Below are 17,750 nucleotides of genomic sequence, written 5' to 3'. Positions count from 1 at the left end.
GGAGAACACCGTGCAGCTCGGACTCGTCGGCCTCGGCAAGATGGGTTTCAACATGCGCGAGCGGGTGCGCCGTGCCGGTCACGAGGTGATCGGCTACGACCGCAACCCGGAGGTCAGCGACTCGGAGTCGCTGGCGGACATGGTGTCCAAGCTCGAAGCACCGCGCACGGTGTGGGTGATGGTGCCGGCGGGCGAGATCACCAGGAACACGGTCAAGGAGCTCAAGGAGCTGCTGGAGCCGGGTGACCTGGTCATCGACGGCGGCAACTCGAAGTTCACCGACGACCAGGTCCACGCCGAACTGCTCGCGGAGAAGGGCATCGGCTACCTCGACTGCGGTGTGTCCGGCGGCGTGTGGGGCCTGGAGAACGGCTACGCGCTCATGGTCGGCGGTGCCGCCGAGCACGTCGAGCAGGCGCAGCCGATCTTCGACGCGCTCCGCCCCGAGGGTCCGCGCGAGGAGGGCTTCGCGCACGCGGGCAAGGTCGGTGCCGGCCACTACTCGAAGATGGTGCACAACGGCATCGAGTACGGCCTGATGCAGGCGTACGCCGAGGGCTTCGAGCTGCTCGACAAGACCGATGTCGTCGACAACGTGCCCGGCGTCATCACGGCGTGGCAGCGCGGCACGGTCGTGCGCTCGTGGCTGCTCGACCTGCTGGTGCGCGCGCTCGAGTCCGACCCGGAGCTCGACGACCTGCGCGGGTACGTCGAGGACTCCGGCGAGGGCCGGTGGACCGTCGAGGAGGGAATCAACAACGCGGTGCCGCTGCCGGTGATCTCCGCCGCGCTCTTCGCCCGGTTCACCTCCCGCCAGGAGGACTCGCCGGCCATGCGCGCCGTCGCCGCTCTGCGCAACCAGTTCGGCGGTCACTCGGTGCACCTCGCCGGTCCGTCGTCCGGTTCGGGCAGCACCCAGGGCTAACGGGTGCACGTCAGACACCTCCAGGTCAGCGACTTCCGCTCGTGGGAGCGGGCCGACCTGGCCTTCGAGCCCGGTGTGTCGGTGCTCGTCGGGCGCAACGGCCAGGGCAAGACGAACCTGGTCGAGGCGCTCGGGTACGTGGCGACGCTGGGCTCGCACCGCGTCGCCACGGACGCACCCCTGATCCGGCACGGCGCCCAGCGCGCCGTCGTGCGGACGGCCGTGGTCAACGACGACCGCGAGCTGCTCGTCGAGATCGAGATCACGGCGGGCAAGGCGAACCGGGCCAGGATCAACCGCGGTCCGGTCCCGCGTCCGCGCGACGTGCTCGGCATCCTGCGGACCGTGTTGTTCGCGCCGGAGGACCTCTCCCTCGTGCGCGGCGATCCGGGGGACCGGCGGCGGTTCCTCGACGAGGTGCTGGTGCTGCGCTCGCCGAGGTTCGCGGGCGTGCGCAGCGACTACGACCGGGTGCTGAAGCAGCGCAACGCGTTGTTGAAGACGGTGAAGCACAGCAGGTCGGCCGACCTGTCGACGCTCGACGTCTGGGACGGGCACCTGGCCAAGCACGGCGCCGAGCTGCTGGCCGCGCGGTTGAAGCTGGTCCGCGACATGGCGGACCACGTGACCACGGCCTACGCGGAGGTGGCGCCGGAGTCGCGACCGGCGCTCATCTCCTACCGGTCGAGCGTCGGCGACCTGCCGGAGGACCGGGAGAGCATCGAGGACCTGCTGCTCGCCGAGCTGGACCGGGTGCGCAGGCAGGAGATCGAACGGGGGGTGTGCCTGGTCGGCCCGCACCGCGACGACCTCGAGCTGACGCTGGGCGAGCTCCCCGCGAAGGGCTACGCCAGTCACGGAGAGTCGTGGTCGTTCGCGCTCGCGCTGCGGCTCGGCGGGTACGAGCTCATGCGTGTCGACGGCATCGAACCGGTGCTCGTGCTGGACGATGTGTTCGCGGAGCTCGACCGCGGCCGGCGCCGGCAGCTCGCGAAGGTCGCGGCCGCCGCGGAGCAGGTGCTGATCACCGCCGCGGTGGCGGAGGACGTGCCGGACGAGCTCAGCGGCGCCCGGTTCGAGGTGCACGGCGGGGAGGTGCGGCGTGTCTGAGCGAAGGCCTGACTCCGGGGGTGCGGACCCCCAAGATGTAGCTCGATCGGGTGTGTCCGCCCACACATCTGGGGACAAGTCTGTGGATGGTGTGGATAACTCCGTCACAAATCGGGACTTGTCCACAGGTTCATTCACACCTGAGGGTGAGCAGCTGCGCGGTTCGGACCTCGCGCGGGCGGCGCTGGAGGCCGCGAAGGCCAGTGCGAAGGCCCGCGGCCGCACGCCCGGCAGCAAGGCGAAGGGCCGACCGGTCAACCGCAGCCGTCGGCGCTGGTCGGGGCCGGGACCGGACGACCGCGACCCCCAGGCGATCGGCCGCATCGCGTCGCGGATCGCCGCGGACCGCGGCTGGGTCGAGCAGCTGCAGGGCGGCCAGGTGTTCGGGCGGTGGGCGAAGCTGGTGGGGGAGGAGCTCGCCGAGCACGCGCAGCCGATCACTCTCAGTGACGGTGAGCTGACGGTCCAGGCGTCGTCCACGGCGTGGGCCACCCAGCTGCGCCTGCTCCAGCGCGACCTGCTGAAGAGGATCGCGGCCGGGGTCGGCAACGGTGTCGTGACCCGGCTCAGGATCAAGGGCCCCGACGCACCCAACTGGCGTCACGGGCCCAGGCACGTTCCCGGCCGCGGCCCGCGTGACACCTACGGGTGAGCCGCTGTCAAGGGCTCAGCGGCCGTTCTGTGGCTCAATGAGCGTTCACCTGGGGATTTGAACCCCCTTTTCGGCCGTCCGCACCCATCCACGCGCGCTTGAGGGCGTCTGTGACCGAATCAAAGGTGTCCTTGACCCCGTTCTGTCGGTGTGCCCCGGTAGAATCAGGGGAGAGCGTCACCACAACCCGGGAAGTCGGGGAACACAGTGCGGGCCCCGCCCGCATCAGCGAGGAGACTCCAGGCCCGTGTCAGCTAAGAAGAATGAGTACGACGCGTCCTCGATCACCGTCCTCGAGGGTCTTGAGGCAGTGCGCAAGAGGCCGGGCATGTACATCGGCTCGACCGGTGAGCGCGGTCTGCACCACCTCGTCCAAGAGGTTGTGGACAACTCGGTCGACGAGGCGATGGCCGGCTTCGCGACGACGGTCGACGTCACCCTGCTCGCCAACGGCGGCGTCCGGGTCATCGACGACGGCCGCGGCATCCCCGTCGACGTGCACCCGGTCGAGGGCAAGCCGACCGTCGAGGTCGTGCTCACCGTGCTGCACGCGGGCGGCAAGTTCGACAGCGACTCCTACGCGGTGTCCGGCGGTCTGCACGGCGTCGGCATCTCCGTGGTGAACGCGCTGTCCACGGCCGTCGAGGTCGAGATCAAGCGCCAGGGCTACGTCTGGAGCCAGCGCTACGAGAACTCGAAGCCCGCGCACGACCTGCGCCAGGGCGAGCCGACCGACGAGACGGGCACGACCGTCACGTTCTGGGCGGACCCGAACATCTTCGAGACCACCGAGTACAACGTCGAGACGATCGCACGCCGGCTGCAGGAGATGGCGTTCCTCAACAAGGGGATCACCATCGTGCTGCGCGACGAGCGGGTCTCGGAGGAGGACGAGGAGGCCGACGCCGAGGGCCACCAGGCCGCGGTGAAGGAACGCGTCTACCACTACCCGGGTGGTCTGGAGGACTTCGTCCGCCACATCAACCACACGCGCGAGGCCGTGCACCAGAAGGTGATCGGCTTCGAGGCGCAGGGCGAGGACCTGCAGGTCGAGGTCGCGATGCAGTGGAACACCGGCTACACGGCCTCGGTCTACACCTTCGCGAACACGATCAACACGCACGAGGGCGGCACGCACGAGGAGGGCTTCCGTGCCGCGTTGACGCGCGTCGTCAACGAGTACGCGCGCGAGAAGAAGCTGCTCAAGGAGAAGGACACCAACCTCACCGGCGACGACATCCGCGAGGGTCTCGCCGCGATCATCTCGGTGAAGTTGAAGGAGCCCCAGTTCGAGGGCCAGACGAAGACCAAGCTGGGCAACAGCGAGGCCAAGTCGTTCGTGCAGAAGTCGACGAACGAGCACCTGGCCGACTGGTTCGAGCGCCACCCCAACGAGGCCAGGGCGATCGTCACCAAGTCGGTGTCGTCGGCGCAGGCCCGCATCGCCGCCCGCAAGGCCCGCGAGCTGGTCCGCCGCAAGGGCGCGCTCGACATCGGCGGCCTGCCCGGCAAGCTCAAGGACTGCCGCTCGACCGAGCCGGAGCGCTGCGAGCTCTACATCGTCGAGGGCGACTCGGCAGGCGGCTCGGCCAAGGAGGGGCGCGACTCGATGTACCAGGCGATCCTGCCGATCCGCGGCAAGATCATCAACGTCGAGAAGGCCCGCATCGACCGCGTCCTCAAGAACACCGAGGTCCAGTCGCTGATCACGGCACTGGGCACCGGCATCCACGACGAGTTCGACCTGTCGAAGCTGCGCTACCACAAGATCGTGCTGATGGCCGACGCCGACGTCGACGGCCAGCACATCCGCACGCTGCTGCTCACGCTGCTGTTCCGCTTCATGCAGCCGCTCATCGAGCACAACCACGTCTACCTCGCGCAGCCGCCGCTCTACAAGATCAAGTGGCAGCGCGCGGAGCCGGAGTACGTCTACTCCGACCGCGAGCGCGACGCCGTGATCAAGGCGGGCCTCGAGGGCGGCAAGCGCCTGGGCAAGGACGACAACATCCAGCGGTACAAGGGTCTCGGCGAGATGAACGCCGAGGAGCTGTGGGAGACCACGATGGACCCGGCGAACCGGATCCTGCGGCAGGTCACCATGGACGACGCGGCCACCGCCGACGAGCTGTTCAGCGTGCTCATGGGCGAGGACGTCGAGGCACGCCGTTCGTTCATCACCCGCAACGCCAAGAGCATCAAGTTCCTGGACATCTGAGTCCGGCTTGCGCACCTAGGCGTCCTGGCGTTTCTGGCGAGAAGGAAAGAGAACAGTGACCGAGACGACTCTGCCGCCGGACCACGACCGCATCGAGCCGGTCGAGATCCAGCAGGAGATGCAGAACTCGTACATCAACTACGCGATGTCCGTCATCGTGGGTCGTGCGCTGCCGGACGTGCGTGACGGGTTGAAGCCCGTGCACGTCCGCGTTCTGTACTCGATGTTCGACTCCGGCTTCCGTCCCGACCGCGGCTTCAACAAGTGCGCCCGCGTCGTCGGCGACGTGATGGGCAACTACCACCCGCACGGCGACTCGGCGATCTACGACGCGCTGGTGCGCCTCGCGCAGCCGTGGGCGCTGCGCTACCCGCTGATCCAGGGCCAGGGCAACTTCGGCTCGCCGGGCAACGACCCCGCCGCCGCCATGCGGTACACGGAGTGCCGGCTCTCCCCGTTGGCCATGCACATGCTGGCCGACATCGAGGAAGAGACCGTCGACTTCCGCGACAACTACGACGGCCGCATCCAGGAGCCGACGGTCCTGCCGTCGCGCATCCCGAACCTGCTGATCAACGGCAGCTCCGGCATCGCGGTCGGCATGGCGACCAACATCCCGCCGCACAACCTCCGCGAGGTCGCGGAGGGCGTCGTGTGGGCGCTCGACAACCACGAGGCCTCCGACGAGGAGACCCTCGAAGCGATGATCGCCCGGATCAAGGGCCCCGACTTCCCGACGTACGGCCAGATCCTCGGCACCTCCGGCATCGAGGACGCCTACCGCACCGGCCGCGGCTCGGTCCGCATGCGCGCCGTCGTCGAGATGGACGAGGACGCCAAGGGCCGCACGATCCTGGTCGTCACCGAGCTGCCGTACCAGGTCAACCCGGACAACCTGGTCGAGAACATCGCCGCCCTGGTGCGCGACGGCAAGCTCACCGGCATCGCGAACATCGCCGACGAGTCGAACCGCCGCATCGGCATGCGCATCGTGATCACGCTCAAGCGCGACGCGGTGGCCAAGGTCGTGCTGAACAACCTCTACAAGCACACCCAGCTGCAGTACTCGTTCGGCGTCAACATGCTGGCGCTGGTCGACGGCGTGCCGCGCACGCTGCGGATCGACCAGATGATCCGCCACTACGTGAAGCACCAGATCGAGGTCATCCAGCGGCGAACCAGGTTCCGCCTGCGCAAGGCCGAAGAGCGCGCCCACATCCTGCGCGGACTGGTGAAGGCGCTCGACCAGCTCGACGCCGTCATCGCGTTGATCCGCCGGTCCGAGACCCCGGACATCGCGCGCACGGGCCTGATGGACCTCCTCGAGGTCGACGAGATCCAGGCCAACGCGATCCTGGAGATGCAGCTCCGCCGCCTGGCCGCCCTCGAACGCCAGAAGATCATCGACCAGCTGGCCGAGATCGAGCTGGAGATCGCGGACCTCGCCGACATCCTCGAGAAGCCCGAGCGGCAGCGCAAGATCGTCCGCGACGAGCTGATCGCGATCGTGGACAAGTTCGGCGACGACCGCCGCACGAAGATCATCCCGTTCGACGGCGACGTGTCCATGGAGGACCTGATCGCGGTCGAGGACGTGGTCGTCACGATCACCCGCACCGGCTACGCGAAGCGCACCAAGACCGACCTCTACCGGGCGCAGAAGCGCGGCGGCAAGGGCGTGCAGGGCGCGCAGCTCAAGCAGGACGACATCGTCGCCCACTTCTTCGTGTGCTCCACGCACGACTGGATCCTGTTCTTCACGAACAAGGGCCGGGTGTACCGCGCGAAGGCGTACGAGCTGCCCGAGGCCAACCGCAACGCCCGCGGCCAGCACGTCGCGAACCTCCTCGCGTTCCAGCCGGAGGAGGAGATCGCGCAGGTCATCCAGATCAAGAACTACGACGTGTCGCCGTACCTCGTGCTCGCGACGCGCAAGGGTTTGGTCAAGAAGTCCAAGTTGTCCGACTTCGATTCCAACCGATCGGGTGGACTAATCGGCATCAACCTGCGCGAGGACGACGAGTTGGTCGGAGCCGTGCTGTGCTCGGCTGATGACGACCTGCTCATGGTGTCCGCGGACGGCCAGTCGATCCGCTTCCACGCGACCGACGACGTGCTGCGCCCCATGGGCCGCGCCACCTCGGGCGTGCAGGGCATGCGGTTCAACGCCGACGACGAGCTGCTTTCCGTCGGCGTCGTCCAGGAGGGTCTCTTCGTTTTGGTCGCGACGGACGGTGGGTACTCGAAGCGAACTCCGATCGAGGACTACCCGGTCCAGGGTCGGGGCGGCAAGGGTGTGCTGACCATTCAGCACGACCGCCGACGTGGCAGGCTGGTCGGAGCGCTCATCGTCGACGTCGACGACGAGCTCTACGCCATCACCTCGAGCGGCGGGGTCATCCGCACCCGCGCCGAGCAGGTGCGCAAGGCAGGCCGGCAGACGAAGGGCGTGCGGCTGATGAACCTCGGCGAAAGCACCACTTTGATCGCGGTCGCACGCAACGCGGATGAGCCCAGCGACGTCGTTAACGATGAGACGTCTGCCGCGGAGGGCTCTGCCGCCGACCAGGCAGAAACCCCGACCGACTCGGCTGAGTAGTCGGGCATCAGCGAGAGGCCAAGGACAAGCTCGTGACTCCACCCGAGAACCGCGAAGGCCGGGACGCGGACAAGACCGCGGTGATCACCAAGCCGACGCCGCAATCCGCGGCGAAGTCGGCCGACGACGCCGGGAAGACCGCGCCCGCGGCCTCCGGTTCCTCGGGTGGGAACGGGCAGGACACCTCGGCCCAGGACAAGACGAAGCCGGTCTCCGCCGACACGGCCAAGGCCGTTCCGGCCGAGGAGAAGACGGCCTCGGTGGCGGCGCCGGCCGCCGAACCCGCCGCACCGGCGGAGGAGCCGGCCGTCACCACGCCGCCGCCCTGGCAGCGCGTGACGAACGACACGGAGGGCACCCAGCAGGACGCCTACGTGGCCCCGACCGCACCGCCCGTGCCGTCGGCGTCGGAGCCCGCCCCGGCGTTCCCCGACACCGACCCGGACACCGTGAAGGTGCAGAAGCCCGTGGTCGGGGGCTCGGCCGTCCCGGTCGGCCTGGGCAGCAGCCGCACGTCGGTGAACCTCGGCACGGGCGGCGCACGCCCCGCCGCGTCCACCCCGTCGGCCCGCCGTCCCGGCCGCGGCCCGCGCCGCGCCTCGCTCCAGATCAAGCGCGTCGACCCGTGGTCGGTGCTCAAGCTGGCCCTGGTGCTCGGCGTCGCGCTGTTCTTCGTCTGGCTCGTGGCCGTCGGCGTGCTCTACGGCGTGCTGCACGGCATGGGCGTCTGGGACAAGATCAACAGCACCGCGAACGACCTCCTCCAGGCCAACGAGCCGGGGGAACCGCTGATCAGCGCCGGTCGCGTCTTCGGCGTCTCGGCGATCATCGGCGCGGTCAACATCGTGCTGTTCACCGCCCTCGCGACCGTCGGCGCGTTCGTCTACAACGTGTCCGCGGATCTGGCCGGTGGCTTGGAGTTGACGCTCTCCGAGCGAGAGTGACCCCCGATTTGGGAGCGGCGAGGACGATCCTGTAAGGTCTTCCTCGTCGCCCCGAGAGGGTGACAGTTGATCGAGGGCCTATAGCTCAGGCGGTTAGAGCGCTTCACTGATAATGAAGAGGTCGGAGGTTCAAGTCCTCCTAGGCCCACTCGATTCGAACTTCTCTCGAATCATCATCGTTTCTGTCTGGATTTCGAGTTCCAGAGCCCCGGCTGGACATCTGCGAAGCCTGTAGGCTGTGCGGTACGTCGGGGCCATCACAGTCTTGTTGGAGGGGTTCAGAGTGGCTAAGAAGCTCATCGCGCTCGTCGTGGTCGCCGGTGCGGTCCTGTTCTTCGTGAAGCGCAGCCGTTCCGCCAAGGCCGACGCGGACCTGTGGCGCGAGGCGACTGCCCCCACCGACTGAGCTTCGATCTCGCGGGCGGCCTGCCGCGTCGCCCCCAAGGTCTCGGGGACGTAGCTCAATTGGCAGAGCACCGCCTTTGCAAGGCGGGGGTTAGGGGTTCGATTCCCCTCGTCTCCACGTATCACCGGCTCGTGCTCGCAAAGAGCGCGAGCCTTTTACGTTCCGAGTGTTTTCTGGGGGCCGAGCCCCCAGACCCCAGCCGGGCGGCTCCGCCCCCGGACCCCCGGCCCGGCTGGCCTTTGGCCTCCCCGGACCCCCGGCCCGGCTGGCCTTCGGCCTCGCCGGATCCCCAGGCCGAGCCCAGGCCGGATTTCCCGGCCAGACCCGCGTTGGGCGTCGCCAGATTCCCGGCCGGACTTGCCCTTGGCTTCCGTCGGACTCGTCGCGTTGTTCGCGCCGGACCCTCAGCCGCGCACCGCCCTCAGCCCTTCGCCGAGAACCCGGCCAGACTCGCCTTCGCGGTTCCTTCGCCAGGACTCACCAGGCTCGCCTTCGGTGGCCCGTTCGCGGGGGTGCAAGGCGGAAGCCCTGTTCGCGGCGTTGCGAACAGGGCTTCGAAAGGGTGGTGAAGGGTGTGTCAGGCGGATGCCAGGGTGCGCTGCTTCGAGGACTGGCGGAGCTTGTCGATCGACCAGGCGCCGGCACCGGTGCAGGCCAGCAGGAGGAACGCCCACGAGTAGACCGCGGCGAGCTCGCCGCCGTTCTGGATCGGGAGCAGGCCCTTCGGCTGGTGCACGATGAAGTAGGCGTAGGCCATGGCGCCCGAGCTGAGCAGCGCTGCCCAGCGGGTCCACAGGCCGATGACGATGAGACCGCCGCCGATCAGCTCGATCAGGCTCATGGGGCCGGCCGGCCAGGACAGCAGCTCGGTTCCCTTCATCACCTTCTGCACGCCGTGCATGACGAAGAACAGTCCGATCACGATGCGGAACAGCCCCAGGGCGTGCTCTCGTCGTTGCTCCAGGAACTCCATGGTCTCGGGTCCTTCCGAGGCGAGGGGCGGGTAACAGGGCACAAAAGGTATGGACCAATTTAGAGTGTGCCGGTAGAGGCGCCATCGGTATCTGGTTGACTGTTGCCCCTATGAAACGAGCACTGCTGCTGCCCCTGCTCGGCGTCCTCGCCGCGTGCGGGTCCCAGGTCGCCCAGAACGTGCCGGTGCCCACCACGCCCGTTCCGCCGGTCGTGACCACGACCAGCGCAGCACCGGCAGTGCCCCCCGCGCCACAGCCCGTGAAGGACGGCGCGTGCCCCTACCTGCCGACGACGTTCGTGGCCGAGGCGAACGGGCAGCGGGTGCCGAAAGTGAAACTGTCAACGGACGAACCGCACCCGGCGTGTTTTTTCTACGCCAACGCGACTGAGGTCCAGTTGACCGTGCGCGTGTACGCGGGCGACCAAGGGGTCGCCAAGAAGATCGTGAACGAGGCGGCGCCGGACGGTTCACAGCCCGCCAACTCACCCACCGGGTGGACCGGGGGGTACGTGAGCAGCAACAGCGGCGTCGTCTACGCCGTGGCGAAGAGCGACGCCGCTGTCGTGGTCACTACCAACCAGAAGCAGTCGATCAAGGCTCGTCGGATCGCGGAAGAAGCGATCAAGAACCTCGGGTTGTAGCTACTTGACGGGTTCCTTCTGGGTCGGGACCTGGCCGTTGAGGACGGGCTCCGCGTGCGGGGCCTGCTCCTCCTCGTGCAGGTGGACCTCCTCGGGGCGCCGCGTCAGTGCGACGTAGCCGGCTGCCGCGGCCGCGATGAGCAGGCCCAGCACCCACGGCCACCGGCGGCGCTTCGGAGCCTCGGCACCGAGGTTCGCCGCGGCCTTGCGGAGCTCCTTGGCGCGGACCTTGGCGTCCTTCCTGGCGTGCTTGGCCGCCTTCCGCACCTCCTTGCGCACGACCTCGGCCTTGGTCATGAGGTCGGCACGCGTCTGAGCGCTCTTCTTGGCGAGGCGCTTGCGGGACTTGCGGGTCTGCTTCTCCCAGTCCTCCGCCTTGCCCATGAGCTGGTCGGCGCGGTCGACGAGTGCGCCGCGGACCTGGTCGGTCGTGATGCCACGCTCGGCGAGCTTGACCTCTGCGACGTGACCAGCGCGAACGACACCCTCACGCGCGGCCTTCAGACCGGTGCCGACAGCCTTGCCAACCGATTCGCCGGCGCGGGTCATGACGTCCACCTCGTCCATCCTCTGCTCCACACGTTGTCGTCCGGTGATGTCAATAGAGGTACCCATCGTGCCCGTTTCTGAACATCTCCGCCCGTGATGGCACGATGGGGTGGTGGCTGACAGCAATGAATCCTTCGTCGGGACCAAGGTGACGGCGACCCTGCACACCACGCAGGGCGACATCCGGCTCACCCTGTTCCCCGACCACGCCCCCAAGACGGTGGCGAACTTCGTCGGGCTCGCCGAGGGCTCGAAGGAGTACACCGAAGCGAACGCGAGCGGCACGAAGTCGGGTCCGTTCTACGACGGCACCCTGTTCCACCGCGTCATCGCGGGCTTCATGCTCCAGACCGGTGACCCGACCGGCACCGGCCGCGGTGGCCCCGGCTACCGCTTCGCCGACGAGTTCACCTCCGACCTGCAGTTCAACCGCCCGTACCTGCTGGCGATGGCGAACGCGGGGCCCAACACCAACGGCTCCCAGTTCTTCATCACGGTGGCGCCCACGACGTGGCTGAACTTCAAGCACACGATCTTCGGTGAGGTCGCCGACCAGGAGTCGCGCAACGTCGTCGACGCCATCGGTGGCACGGCGACCGGCGTGAACGACCGCCCGGTCAACGACATCAAGATCGAGCGGGTCACGATCGAACGCGCGTGAGCGACGCTCTGGTCCCACCGGACGGGCCGATCGGAGCGCAGCCGGAGATGCCGGTCTGCGCACGTCATGCCGATCGGCCCACCCGGCTGCGCTGCACGAGGTGCGACCGTCCGGCGTGCCCGGACTGCCTGCGCGAGGCCGCCGTCGGCAGCCAGTGCGTCGACTGCGTCAACGAGGGCCGCAGGTCGGGCCGGCGCTCGCAGACCCTGGTGGGGGCCGAGCAGACCGACGGACGCCTGGTCGTCACGCCCGTGCTGATCGTGCTGAACGCGCTCGCGTTCGTCGTCACCGCGGTGCAGGCGGGCAACCCGCTGCTGAACCAGCGTTCCGCGATCTTCCTGGAGTCCGCGCTCCAGCCCGTCCTCGTCGCCAACGGCGAGTGGTGGCGAATCCTGACCTCGGGGTTCATGCACATCGGCGTCTGGCACCTGGTGCTCAACATGGCGGTGCTCTACATCGCCGGGTCGAGCGTCGAGCCCGAGCTGGGCCGGCTGCGGTTCACCCTCGTCTACTTCCTGGCGCTGCTGGGCGGCAACGCGGCGGCGTTCTACTTCGGTGCGGCCGGTGGCCTGCTCGCCGGTGCGTCCGGTGCGGTGTTCGGCATCATGGGCGCGCTGATCGTCGTGTGGCGGCGCAAGAAGCGCGACATCTCGACGGTCGTGGTGATCGTGGTGATCAACCTCGTGTCGAACCTCTTCACCAACGCCTCACTGCTCGCCCACCTCGGCGGGTTCGTGATCGGCGGCCTGCTGACGCTTGCGATGGTCAAGGCACCGCGCGAGAACCGGAACCTCTACCAGCTCGGGGCCGTGACGGCCGCGGTCGTGTTGCTGGTGGGCATGTTCGCGTTGCGGGCGAGCGAGCTCAGGACTCTCATCGGGATCTGAGTCACGGGCGCAGTGCGTGCAGCACGCTCGCCACTTCTTCCGGGTCGGCGCCGAGGTCCAGTTTCGTGAGCACCACGAGACGGTCGTCGGCGTCGAGCTCCAACGCCTGCTGTTCCCGGCCGAGCCTGCGCGTGTGCTGCAGCTTGACCTTCACCTCGTGCCACGCCAGGTGCGTGGTGCTCGCGAACCCGCGCACCGCGATGCCGTTCGCGTCCGCGCTCAGCCGCGGGCGGGCGAGGGAGGCGAATGCGGCGAGGTAGCTGACCAGCAGCGTTGCCAGCCCGACGAGGAGACGGCCGGCGTTCTCGGTGGTGATGACCGTGGCGAACGCGAGCAGGGCGGCGGACACCCAGGCGGCGGCGACGAGCGGCGCGGGAGTGGACCAGGAGCGAGTCACAGCGTCGAGTGTCCCGCATGAAATGTGGACAACTGAAGTGCGGAAGAGGCGCTTGTGCAATTTCGCGCAAAGTTGTCCACAGGGGTTGTCCCCAATGGGGATGACTTACAACCATGTGCTTCGGTGACGCCCACGTGAACCAGGTGAACGTGGCATGGACGAACATCGGCCCGGACGAGTGAACGTCCGGGCCGTCGATGACCAGTCGTGACAGGGGCGGACTTACCGCCAGCGCATCGTCATCAGCAGACCGATGATCATCAGCGCGAAGCCGATGGCGAAGTTCCACGCGCCCAGCTCGAGCATGAACGGGATCTTCTCGGCCGCGATGTAGTTCACGACGAGCCACGCGAGGCCCAGCAGCATGAAGCCGAGCATGATGACGACGTAGACCGGGTGGGACGGCCCCGCTGCCTTGACCTTGACCGGCGTACGGCGGTCAGTGGGTGCGGTGTAGACCGCCTTCTTCCGGACCTTGGACTTGGGCATGCTGTCCTCGCCTGACGTGGATGTCTCTGAGTGCGCGAGTTTACGTGCACTACTCAGCAGACACGTTAACGTAGCCGAGGTGGTGAGCGAACCACCTGGCAGACGCAGTTGTAATCCGTTCACAGTCCGCGCGGAGGTTCTCAGGTGAACTCGGGACCGCAGCAGCCGCCTCCACGGCGTCCTGCACCCCGTCGTGACGACCTGCGGCACGTGCGCTCGGCACCTTCACCGCAGCCGCTGCCGCCCGCGGACGCCACGCAGTTCACCAGTGCCTTCTCCGGCAGCCTGCCCCCGCCCACCGTTCCGCCGCGCCACCCCGGCCCGCCGCAGGGCCCGCAGCCGACCCCACCGGGAGGCGTGCCCCGCGGCGCGGCGCCCGGCCCGCGGGCATTCGGCCCGCAGGCACCCGGCCCGCAGAACGGCTGGCGGCCCGGCCCGCCCCCCGGCGCACCCCAGGGTCCGCCCCGAGGAGCACCGCAGCGCCCCCGTCCACGCCCGGTCGACCCGCCGACGGAGATCATCGAGCCGGTCGAGGACGACTACGACGACGAGTACTACGACGACGACGATTACTACGACGAGGACGAGAAGGACGCGCTCCCGCCGGAGAGCTTCCGCCGCAAGGCCGTCCGCGGCTTCGGCGAGGTGCTCATCACGATGGGCCTCGTCGTGCTGCTGTTCGTCGTCTACGAGGTCTACGTGACCGACCTGTTCTCCGCGCAGAAGCAGGACGAGGTCACCGCGGCGCTCGACTCCGAGTGGAACTCGAACACCGTCACGCCGCCCCCGGCCGACCCGAACCGCCAGTCGCAGCTGAACCTCATCGAGGGCAAGGCCTTCGCGAAGATGTACATCCCCGTCTTCGGCAACGACTGGAAGTTCTCCGTCGTCGAGGGCACCACCGACAAGCACCTCGAGATCGGCCCCGGCCACTACAAGGACACCGCGCAGCCCGGCCAGCCCGGCAACTTCTCCATCGCGGGGCACCGCGTCGGCAAGGGTGCGCCGTTCAACGACCTCGACCTGCTGGAGTCCTGCAACGCGATCGTCGTGCAGACCCAGACCCAGTGGTTCGTCTACCGGGTCCTGCCGATGAAGAACGAGGTCGCCGGCTGGGCGACCAACCCGAAGGCCAAGGAAGCCTCCTGCACCGGCATCGCCCCGCTGTCCACGACGCTGGGCGAGGCCTACGCCAAGACCGTTGGCCAGGAGATCGTGGTGCCGAGCCAGGGCGAGGTCATCGCCCCGGTCCCGCACCAGCCGAACGCGGCGGTGCCGCCGGAGCAGCAGGCCCGCCTGCTCACCCTGACCACCTGCCACCCGCGGTTCTCCGACAAGCAGCGGCTGATCGTGCACGCCATCGAGACCAAGAGCTACCCGGTCGCCGACGGCTTCGTGCCGCCCGAGATGACGGAGGCCTGATGTACGGCTGGATCTGGCGGCACCTGCCGGGCCCGCTGTTCCTGCGCGTCGCCGAGGCGGTCGTGCTCGTCCTCGGCATCGTGGCGCTGCTGATGTTCGTCGTGTTCCCGTGGGCCGAACCGCTGCTGCCGTTCAACAACGTCACCACCCAGTGAGGTGCGCCTCCGCGAGGCGCAGGTACTCGCGGACGTAGGCGCGGAACGGCTCCGGGTCCGTGTCGTACTGCCCCAACGCCCAGTAGACGTCGTCGTCCTCGCGCGAGAACTGGAACGTGATGTGGAACGTGCGGTCCTTCCACTCCGCACGGGGCTCGCCGGCGAGGACCTTCCGCGCGGCGTCCCGGCCGAGGAACCACTCGGCCTGCTCCGAGGTCATCGGCTCGACGCCCAGCTCGACGAGCATCTGCCGGGCCAGGTCGTAGGTCTCGCTCATGCGCTCCTGGACCGGTGACTCACCGGCCAGCTCCCGCACCGCCGGGGTGTCCAGACCCGCGAGCAGCAGGTCGCAGGCGAACCCCACGGTGTCCCTGCTGTCGAGCCGGCCGTCGGTCAGCTCGGCGTTGAAGAACGCCAAGCGTTTGCGCAGGTCGTCGTTCACGGTCTTGTCCCCAGGATCTCGTCCACCGCACGCGCGACGTCGGCCGCCGGCGTGCGCATCTCGGCGCGAACGCCGTCGGTCTCCCGATCATCCGGCGGGCGACCGAGATCGGTGTTCACGCACCCGGTGTCCGCATCGGCGCGACCGGAAAAGCTGAAACCGCCACCACGTCAAGCGTGGTGGCGGCTTCATCGGAGAACGGGCTCAGCCGTTCGAGATGGCGGTCATCTCCTCGCGCGGCACGACCTTCACGCGCTCGCGGCCCTGCTCGGCACCCAATGCGATCTCGTGCGCGTCGAGCTTGCGCCAGCCCTCGTTCGTGACGAACGGGACGGCGCGCTGCTCCAGGAACTGCACGACGGCGTCCGGCGAGGGGGAGGTGGCGCGGGGGAGCGACTCGGCGTCCTCCAGCAGGCTCGTGATGGTCTCCAGCGCGTCGCCCTTGGTGTGGCCGATCAAACCGATCGGGCCGCGCTTGACCCAGCCGGTGACGTACGTGCCGGGCATCGGCACCTCGTCGAGGTCGAGCACGCGGCCCGCGAGGTGCGGGACCGTGCCGGAGACGTGGTCGAACGGGAGGTCGGCGAGGTGCGTGGAGAGGTAGCCGACCGCGCGGTACACGGCCTGCACGTCCCAGTCGGTGAACCGGCCGGTGCCGCGGACGCCGCCGTCGCCGGTCAGCTCCTGCGTCTCGGTGCGCAGGCCGGTGACGCCGTCGGTGCCCAGCACCTCGACCGGTGCTTCGAGGAAGTGCAGGTGCAGCCGGCGGGGGCGGTTGCCGACGTCGCGGATCGCCCACTCCTGCAGGGTCTTCACGATCATCTCGACCTGCTTGTTGGTGCGGATCGCGCGCATCGAGGCCTCGTCGAACTCGATGCCCTCCGCGTGCACGATCACCTCGACGTTCGGCGAGTGGTCGAGCTCGCGCAGCTCCAGCGGCGTGAACTTCGCCTGGGCCGGGCCGCGGCGGCCGAACACGTGCACGTCGGTGACGGGGGAGGCGGCGAGGCCCGCGTGCACGTTGGCGGGGATCTCGGTGACGAGCAGCTCGTCGGCGGTCTTCGCGAGGATGCGGGCGACGTCCAGCGCCACGTTGCCGACGCCCAGCACGGCGACCTCGGTCGCGGTCAGCGGCCAGGTGCGGGGGACGTCCGGGTGGCCGTCGTACCAGGACACGAAGTCGGCGGCGCCGAAGCTGCCGGGCAGGTCGATGCCGGGGATGTCGAGCTCGCGGTCGGCGGAGGCGCCGGTGGAGAAGATGACGGCGTCGTAGAACTGGCGCAGGTCGTCGAGCTTGAGGTCGACGCCGTACTCGACGTTGCCGAAGAAGCGCACGGACGGCTTGTCCAGCACCTTCTGCAGCGCGGTCACGATGCCCTTGATGCGCGGGTGGTCCGGCGCGACGCCGTAGCGGACCAGGCCGTACGGCGCGGGGAGCTTCTCGAAGAGGTCGATCTGCACGTCGACGTCGGACTTGGTGAGGATGTCGGCCGCGTACACACCGGCCGGACCCGCGCCGATCACAGCGACGCGCAAGGGACGACTCATGACACCTATTTTAGGGAAGCCTTACCTCAATGAAGACGAGAGCTAACTCACTCGACGGGACCGACTAGGCTCTCTTCATGCGCGTGCTCGTGGTCGACAACTACGACAGCTTCGTCTACAACCTCGTCCAGTACCTCGCCCAGCTCGGGGCCGAGTGCGTCGTGCGGCGCAACGACGAGGTGGACCTCACCGAGATCGACCGCGTCGACGGCGTGCTGGTGAGCCCCGGTCCGGGCACACCCGAGCGCGCCGGGTCGAGCATCGACGTCATCAAGAAGTGCGCCGACACCGGCAAGCCGGTCTTCGGCGTCTGCCTCGGCCACCAGGCCATCGGCGTGGTGTGGGGCGGCACCGTCGACCGCGCGCCGGAGCTCCTCCACGGCAAGACGAGCATCGTCTTCCACGAGGGCGCCGGCGTGCTGAACGGGGTGCCGAAGCCGTTCATCGCCACCCGCTACCACTCGCTGACGGTGCTGCCGGAGACGATCCCCGCCGAGTTCGAGGTCACCGGCAAGACCGAGACCGGCATCGTCATGGCCATGCGGCACAGGGAGCTTCCCGGTCGAGGGTGTGCAGTTCCACCCCGAGTCGGTGCTCACCGACGGCGGCCACCGGATGCTCGCCAACTGGTTGAAGGTCTGCGGGTACGAGGTGCCGGAGGCCACGGTCGCGCAGCTGGAGAACGGCATGCGCACGCTCGCCGCCGCGGCCCGCCAGTAGCTCATACGA

General features: G+C 68.6%; 18 protein-coding genes, 2 tRNA genes and 2 pseudogenes. 15 read left to right on the top strand and 7 right to left on the bottom strand.

Annotation, left to right across the window (positions count from 1 at the left end; genetic code table 11):
- Positions 1 to 10: 10 nt before the first annotated feature.
- The 9 genes and pseudogenes from gnd to ACVDFE_RS06050 all read left to right on the top strand — a co-directional run bounded on the left by gnd (position 11) and on the right by ACVDFE_RS06050 (position 8,971).
- On the top strand, positions 11 to 925 hold the full coding sequence (gnd, locus tag ACVDFE_RS06090) for a phosphogluconate dehydrogenase (NAD(+)-dependent, decarboxylating) (protein WP_360397087.1): 915 nt from the start codon (positions 11 to 13) through the stop codon (positions 923 to 925).
- Between the two features lie 3 nt (positions 926 to 928).
- Positions 929 to 2,035 (top strand): DNA replication/repair protein RecF, encoded by a 1,107-nt coding sequence (gene recF, locus ACVDFE_RS06085; protein WP_458429834.1) that lies wholly within the window; start codon positions 929 to 931, stop codon positions 2,033 to 2,035.
- A 118-nt stretch (positions 2,036 to 2,153) separates the two neighbouring features.
- Complete coding sequence (locus ACVDFE_RS06080) at positions 2,154 to 2,687, top strand: DciA family protein (RefSeq protein ID WP_360397085.1); 534 nt, start codon at positions 2,154 to 2,156, stop codon at positions 2,685 to 2,687.
- 247 nt (positions 2,688 to 2,934) lie between these two features.
- Positions 2,935 to 4,905, top strand: a complete 1,971-nt coding sequence (gene gyrB, locus ACVDFE_RS06075) for a DNA topoisomerase (ATP-hydrolyzing) subunit B (protein ID WP_360397084.1) — start codon at positions 2,935 to 2,937, stop codon at positions 4,903 to 4,905.
- Positions 4,906 to 4,960: 55 nt separating this feature from the next.
- Positions 4,961 to 7,504: a DNA gyrase subunit A gene (gene gyrA / locus ACVDFE_RS06070; protein ID WP_360397083.1), complete on the top strand. Its 2,544-nt coding sequence runs from the start codon at positions 4,961 to 4,963 to the stop codon at positions 7,502 to 7,504.
- 260 nt (positions 7,505 to 7,764) lie between these two features.
- A complete protein-coding gene (locus ACVDFE_RS06065; RefSeq protein ID WP_360397112.1) occupies positions 7,765 to 8,448 on the top strand; it encodes a DUF3566 domain-containing protein in 684 nt (227 codons plus the stop codon).
- Between the two features lie 74 nt (positions 8,449 to 8,522).
- A tRNA-Ile gene (locus tag ACVDFE_RS06060) sits at positions 8,523 to 8,596 on the top strand.
- A gap of 135 nt (positions 8,597 to 8,731) precedes the next feature.
- Positions 8,732 to 8,851 (top strand): annotated as a pseudogene (locus tag ACVDFE_RS06055) (DLW-39 family protein); the annotation flags it as partial.
- Between the two features lie 47 nt (positions 8,852 to 8,898).
- Positions 8,899 to 8,971, top strand: a tRNA-Ala gene (locus tag ACVDFE_RS06050).
- A 460-nt stretch (positions 8,972 to 9,431) separates the two neighbouring features.
- Here the strand turns inward: ACVDFE_RS06050 and ACVDFE_RS06045 are convergent.
- Positions 9,432 to 9,827: a DoxX family protein gene (locus ACVDFE_RS06045; RefSeq protein ID WP_360397082.1), complete on the bottom strand. Its 396-nt coding sequence runs from the start codon at positions 9,825 to 9,827 to the stop codon at positions 9,432 to 9,434.
- Positions 9,828 to 9,937: 110 nt separating this feature from the next.
- Between ACVDFE_RS06045 and ACVDFE_RS06040 the strand changes: the two genes are divergently transcribed.
- Positions 9,938 to 10,471, top strand: coding sequence for a DUF2020 domain-containing protein (locus ACVDFE_RS06040; protein ID WP_458429832.1), 534 nt, complete (start codon positions 9,938 to 9,940; stop codon positions 10,469 to 10,471).
- On the opposite strand, the gene ACVDFE_RS06035 is transcribed toward ACVDFE_RS06040, so the two are convergent.
- Entirely contained in the window at positions 10,472 to 11,038 is a 567-nt protein-coding gene (locus ACVDFE_RS06035) for a hypothetical protein (RefSeq protein ID WP_360397080.1), read from the bottom strand.
- Between the two features lie 94 nt (positions 11,039 to 11,132).
- On the opposite strand from ACVDFE_RS06035, the gene ACVDFE_RS06030 reads away from it, so the two are divergent.
- Together ACVDFE_RS06030 and ACVDFE_RS06025 are read left to right on the top strand one after the other, a co-directional pair.
- Entirely contained in the window at positions 11,133 to 11,681 is a 549-nt protein-coding gene (locus ACVDFE_RS06030) for a peptidylprolyl isomerase (RefSeq protein WP_360397079.1), read from the top strand.
- Positions 11,678 to 12,568 carry a rhomboid family intramembrane serine protease gene (locus ACVDFE_RS06025; protein ID WP_458429831.1) on the top strand — a complete coding sequence of 297 codons (891 nt, stop codon included), beginning with the start codon at positions 11,678 to 11,680 and terminating at the stop codon, positions 12,566 to 12,568. Before ACVDFE_RS06030 ends, ACVDFE_RS06025 begins: the two co-directional genes overlap by 4 nt.
- 1 nt (position 12,569) lies before the next feature.
- Here the strand turns inward: ACVDFE_RS06025 and ACVDFE_RS06020 are convergent, their stop codons facing one another.
- Positions 12,570 to 12,965, bottom strand: a complete 396-nt coding sequence (locus ACVDFE_RS06020; RefSeq protein WP_458429830.1) for a PH domain-containing protein — start codon at positions 12,963 to 12,965, stop codon at positions 12,570 to 12,572.
- Between the two features lie 222 nt (positions 12,966 to 13,187).
- Positions 13,188 to 13,454 carry a cell division protein CrgA gene (gene crgA, locus ACVDFE_RS06015; protein ID WP_065915483.1) on the bottom strand — a complete coding sequence of 89 codons (267 nt, stop codon included), beginning with the start codon at positions 13,452 to 13,454 and terminating at the stop codon, positions 13,188 to 13,190.
- A gap of 210 nt (positions 13,455 to 13,664) precedes the next feature.
- Between crgA and ACVDFE_RS06010 the strand changes: the two genes are divergently transcribed.
- Together ACVDFE_RS06010 and ACVDFE_RS06005 are read left to right on the top strand one after the other, a co-directional pair.
- The gene (locus ACVDFE_RS06010; RefSeq protein ID WP_458429829.1) at positions 13,665 to 14,876 is read left to right on the top strand and encodes a class E sortase; all 1,212 of its coding nucleotides are present in this window, start codon (positions 13,665 to 13,667) and stop codon (positions 14,874 to 14,876) included.
- A complete protein-coding gene (locus ACVDFE_RS06005; protein WP_360397075.1) occupies positions 14,876 to 15,031 on the top strand; it encodes a hypothetical protein in 156 nt (51 codons plus the stop codon). Before ACVDFE_RS06010 ends, ACVDFE_RS06005 begins: the two co-directional genes overlap by 1 nt.
- On the opposite strand, the gene ACVDFE_RS06000 is transcribed toward ACVDFE_RS06005, so the two are convergent.
- The 3 genes from ACVDFE_RS06000 to ACVDFE_RS05990 all read right to left on the bottom strand — a co-directional run bounded on the left by ACVDFE_RS06000 (position 15,018) and on the right by ACVDFE_RS05990 (position 16,994).
- Positions 15,018 to 15,473: a hypothetical protein gene (locus ACVDFE_RS06000; protein ID WP_458429828.1), complete on the bottom strand. Its 456-nt coding sequence runs from the start codon at positions 15,471 to 15,473 to the stop codon at positions 15,018 to 15,020. The two genes, ACVDFE_RS06005 and ACVDFE_RS06000, sit on opposite strands and share 14 nt — an antisense overlap.
- Positions 15,470 to 15,592, bottom strand: a complete 123-nt coding sequence (locus ACVDFE_RS05995) for a hypothetical protein (protein ID WP_458429827.1) — start codon at positions 15,590 to 15,592, stop codon at positions 15,470 to 15,472. The genes ACVDFE_RS06000 and ACVDFE_RS05995 overlap by 4 nt, the downstream gene beginning before the upstream one ends.
- A gap of 85 nt (positions 15,593 to 15,677) precedes the next feature.
- Positions 15,678 to 16,994, bottom strand: coding sequence for a pyridine nucleotide-disulfide oxidoreductase (locus ACVDFE_RS05990; RefSeq protein ID WP_458434278.1), 1,317 nt, complete (start codon positions 16,992 to 16,994; stop codon positions 15,678 to 15,680).
- Between the two features lie 104 nt (positions 16,995 to 17,098).
- On the opposite strand from ACVDFE_RS05990, the pseudogene ACVDFE_RS05985 reads away from it, so the two are divergent.
- A pseudogene (locus ACVDFE_RS05985) lies at positions 17,099 to 17,741 on the top strand (aminodeoxychorismate/anthranilate synthase component II).
- Positions 17,742 to 17,750: the final 9 nt, after the last annotated feature.

The organism is Lentzea chajnantorensis (assembly GCF_054300775.1).
This window is presented reverse-complemented; position numbering and strand designations above follow the sequence as displayed.

Excerpts from the sequence above, each read along its gene's own strand:
- ACVDFE_RS06045 (WP_360397082.1), bottom strand. The coding sequence starts at position 9,827 with ATGGAGTTCCTGGAGCAACGACGAGAGCACGCCCTGGGGCTGTTCCGC.
- ACVDFE_RS06040 (WP_458429832.1), top strand. The coding sequence starts at position 9,938 with ATGAAACGAGCACTGCTGCTGCCCCTGCTCGGCGTCCTCGCCGCGTGC.
- ACVDFE_RS06035 (WP_360397080.1), bottom strand. The coding sequence starts at position 11,038 with ATGGACGAGGTGGACGTCATGACCCGCGCCGGCGAATCGGTTGGCAAG.
- crgA (WP_065915483.1), bottom strand. The coding sequence starts at position 13,454 with ATGCCCAAGTCCAAGGTCCGGAAGAAGGCGGTCTACACCGCACCCACT.
- ACVDFE_RS06005 (WP_360397075.1), top strand. The coding sequence starts at position 14,876 with ATGTACGGCTGGATCTGGCGGCACCTGCCGGGCCCGCTGTTCCTGCGC.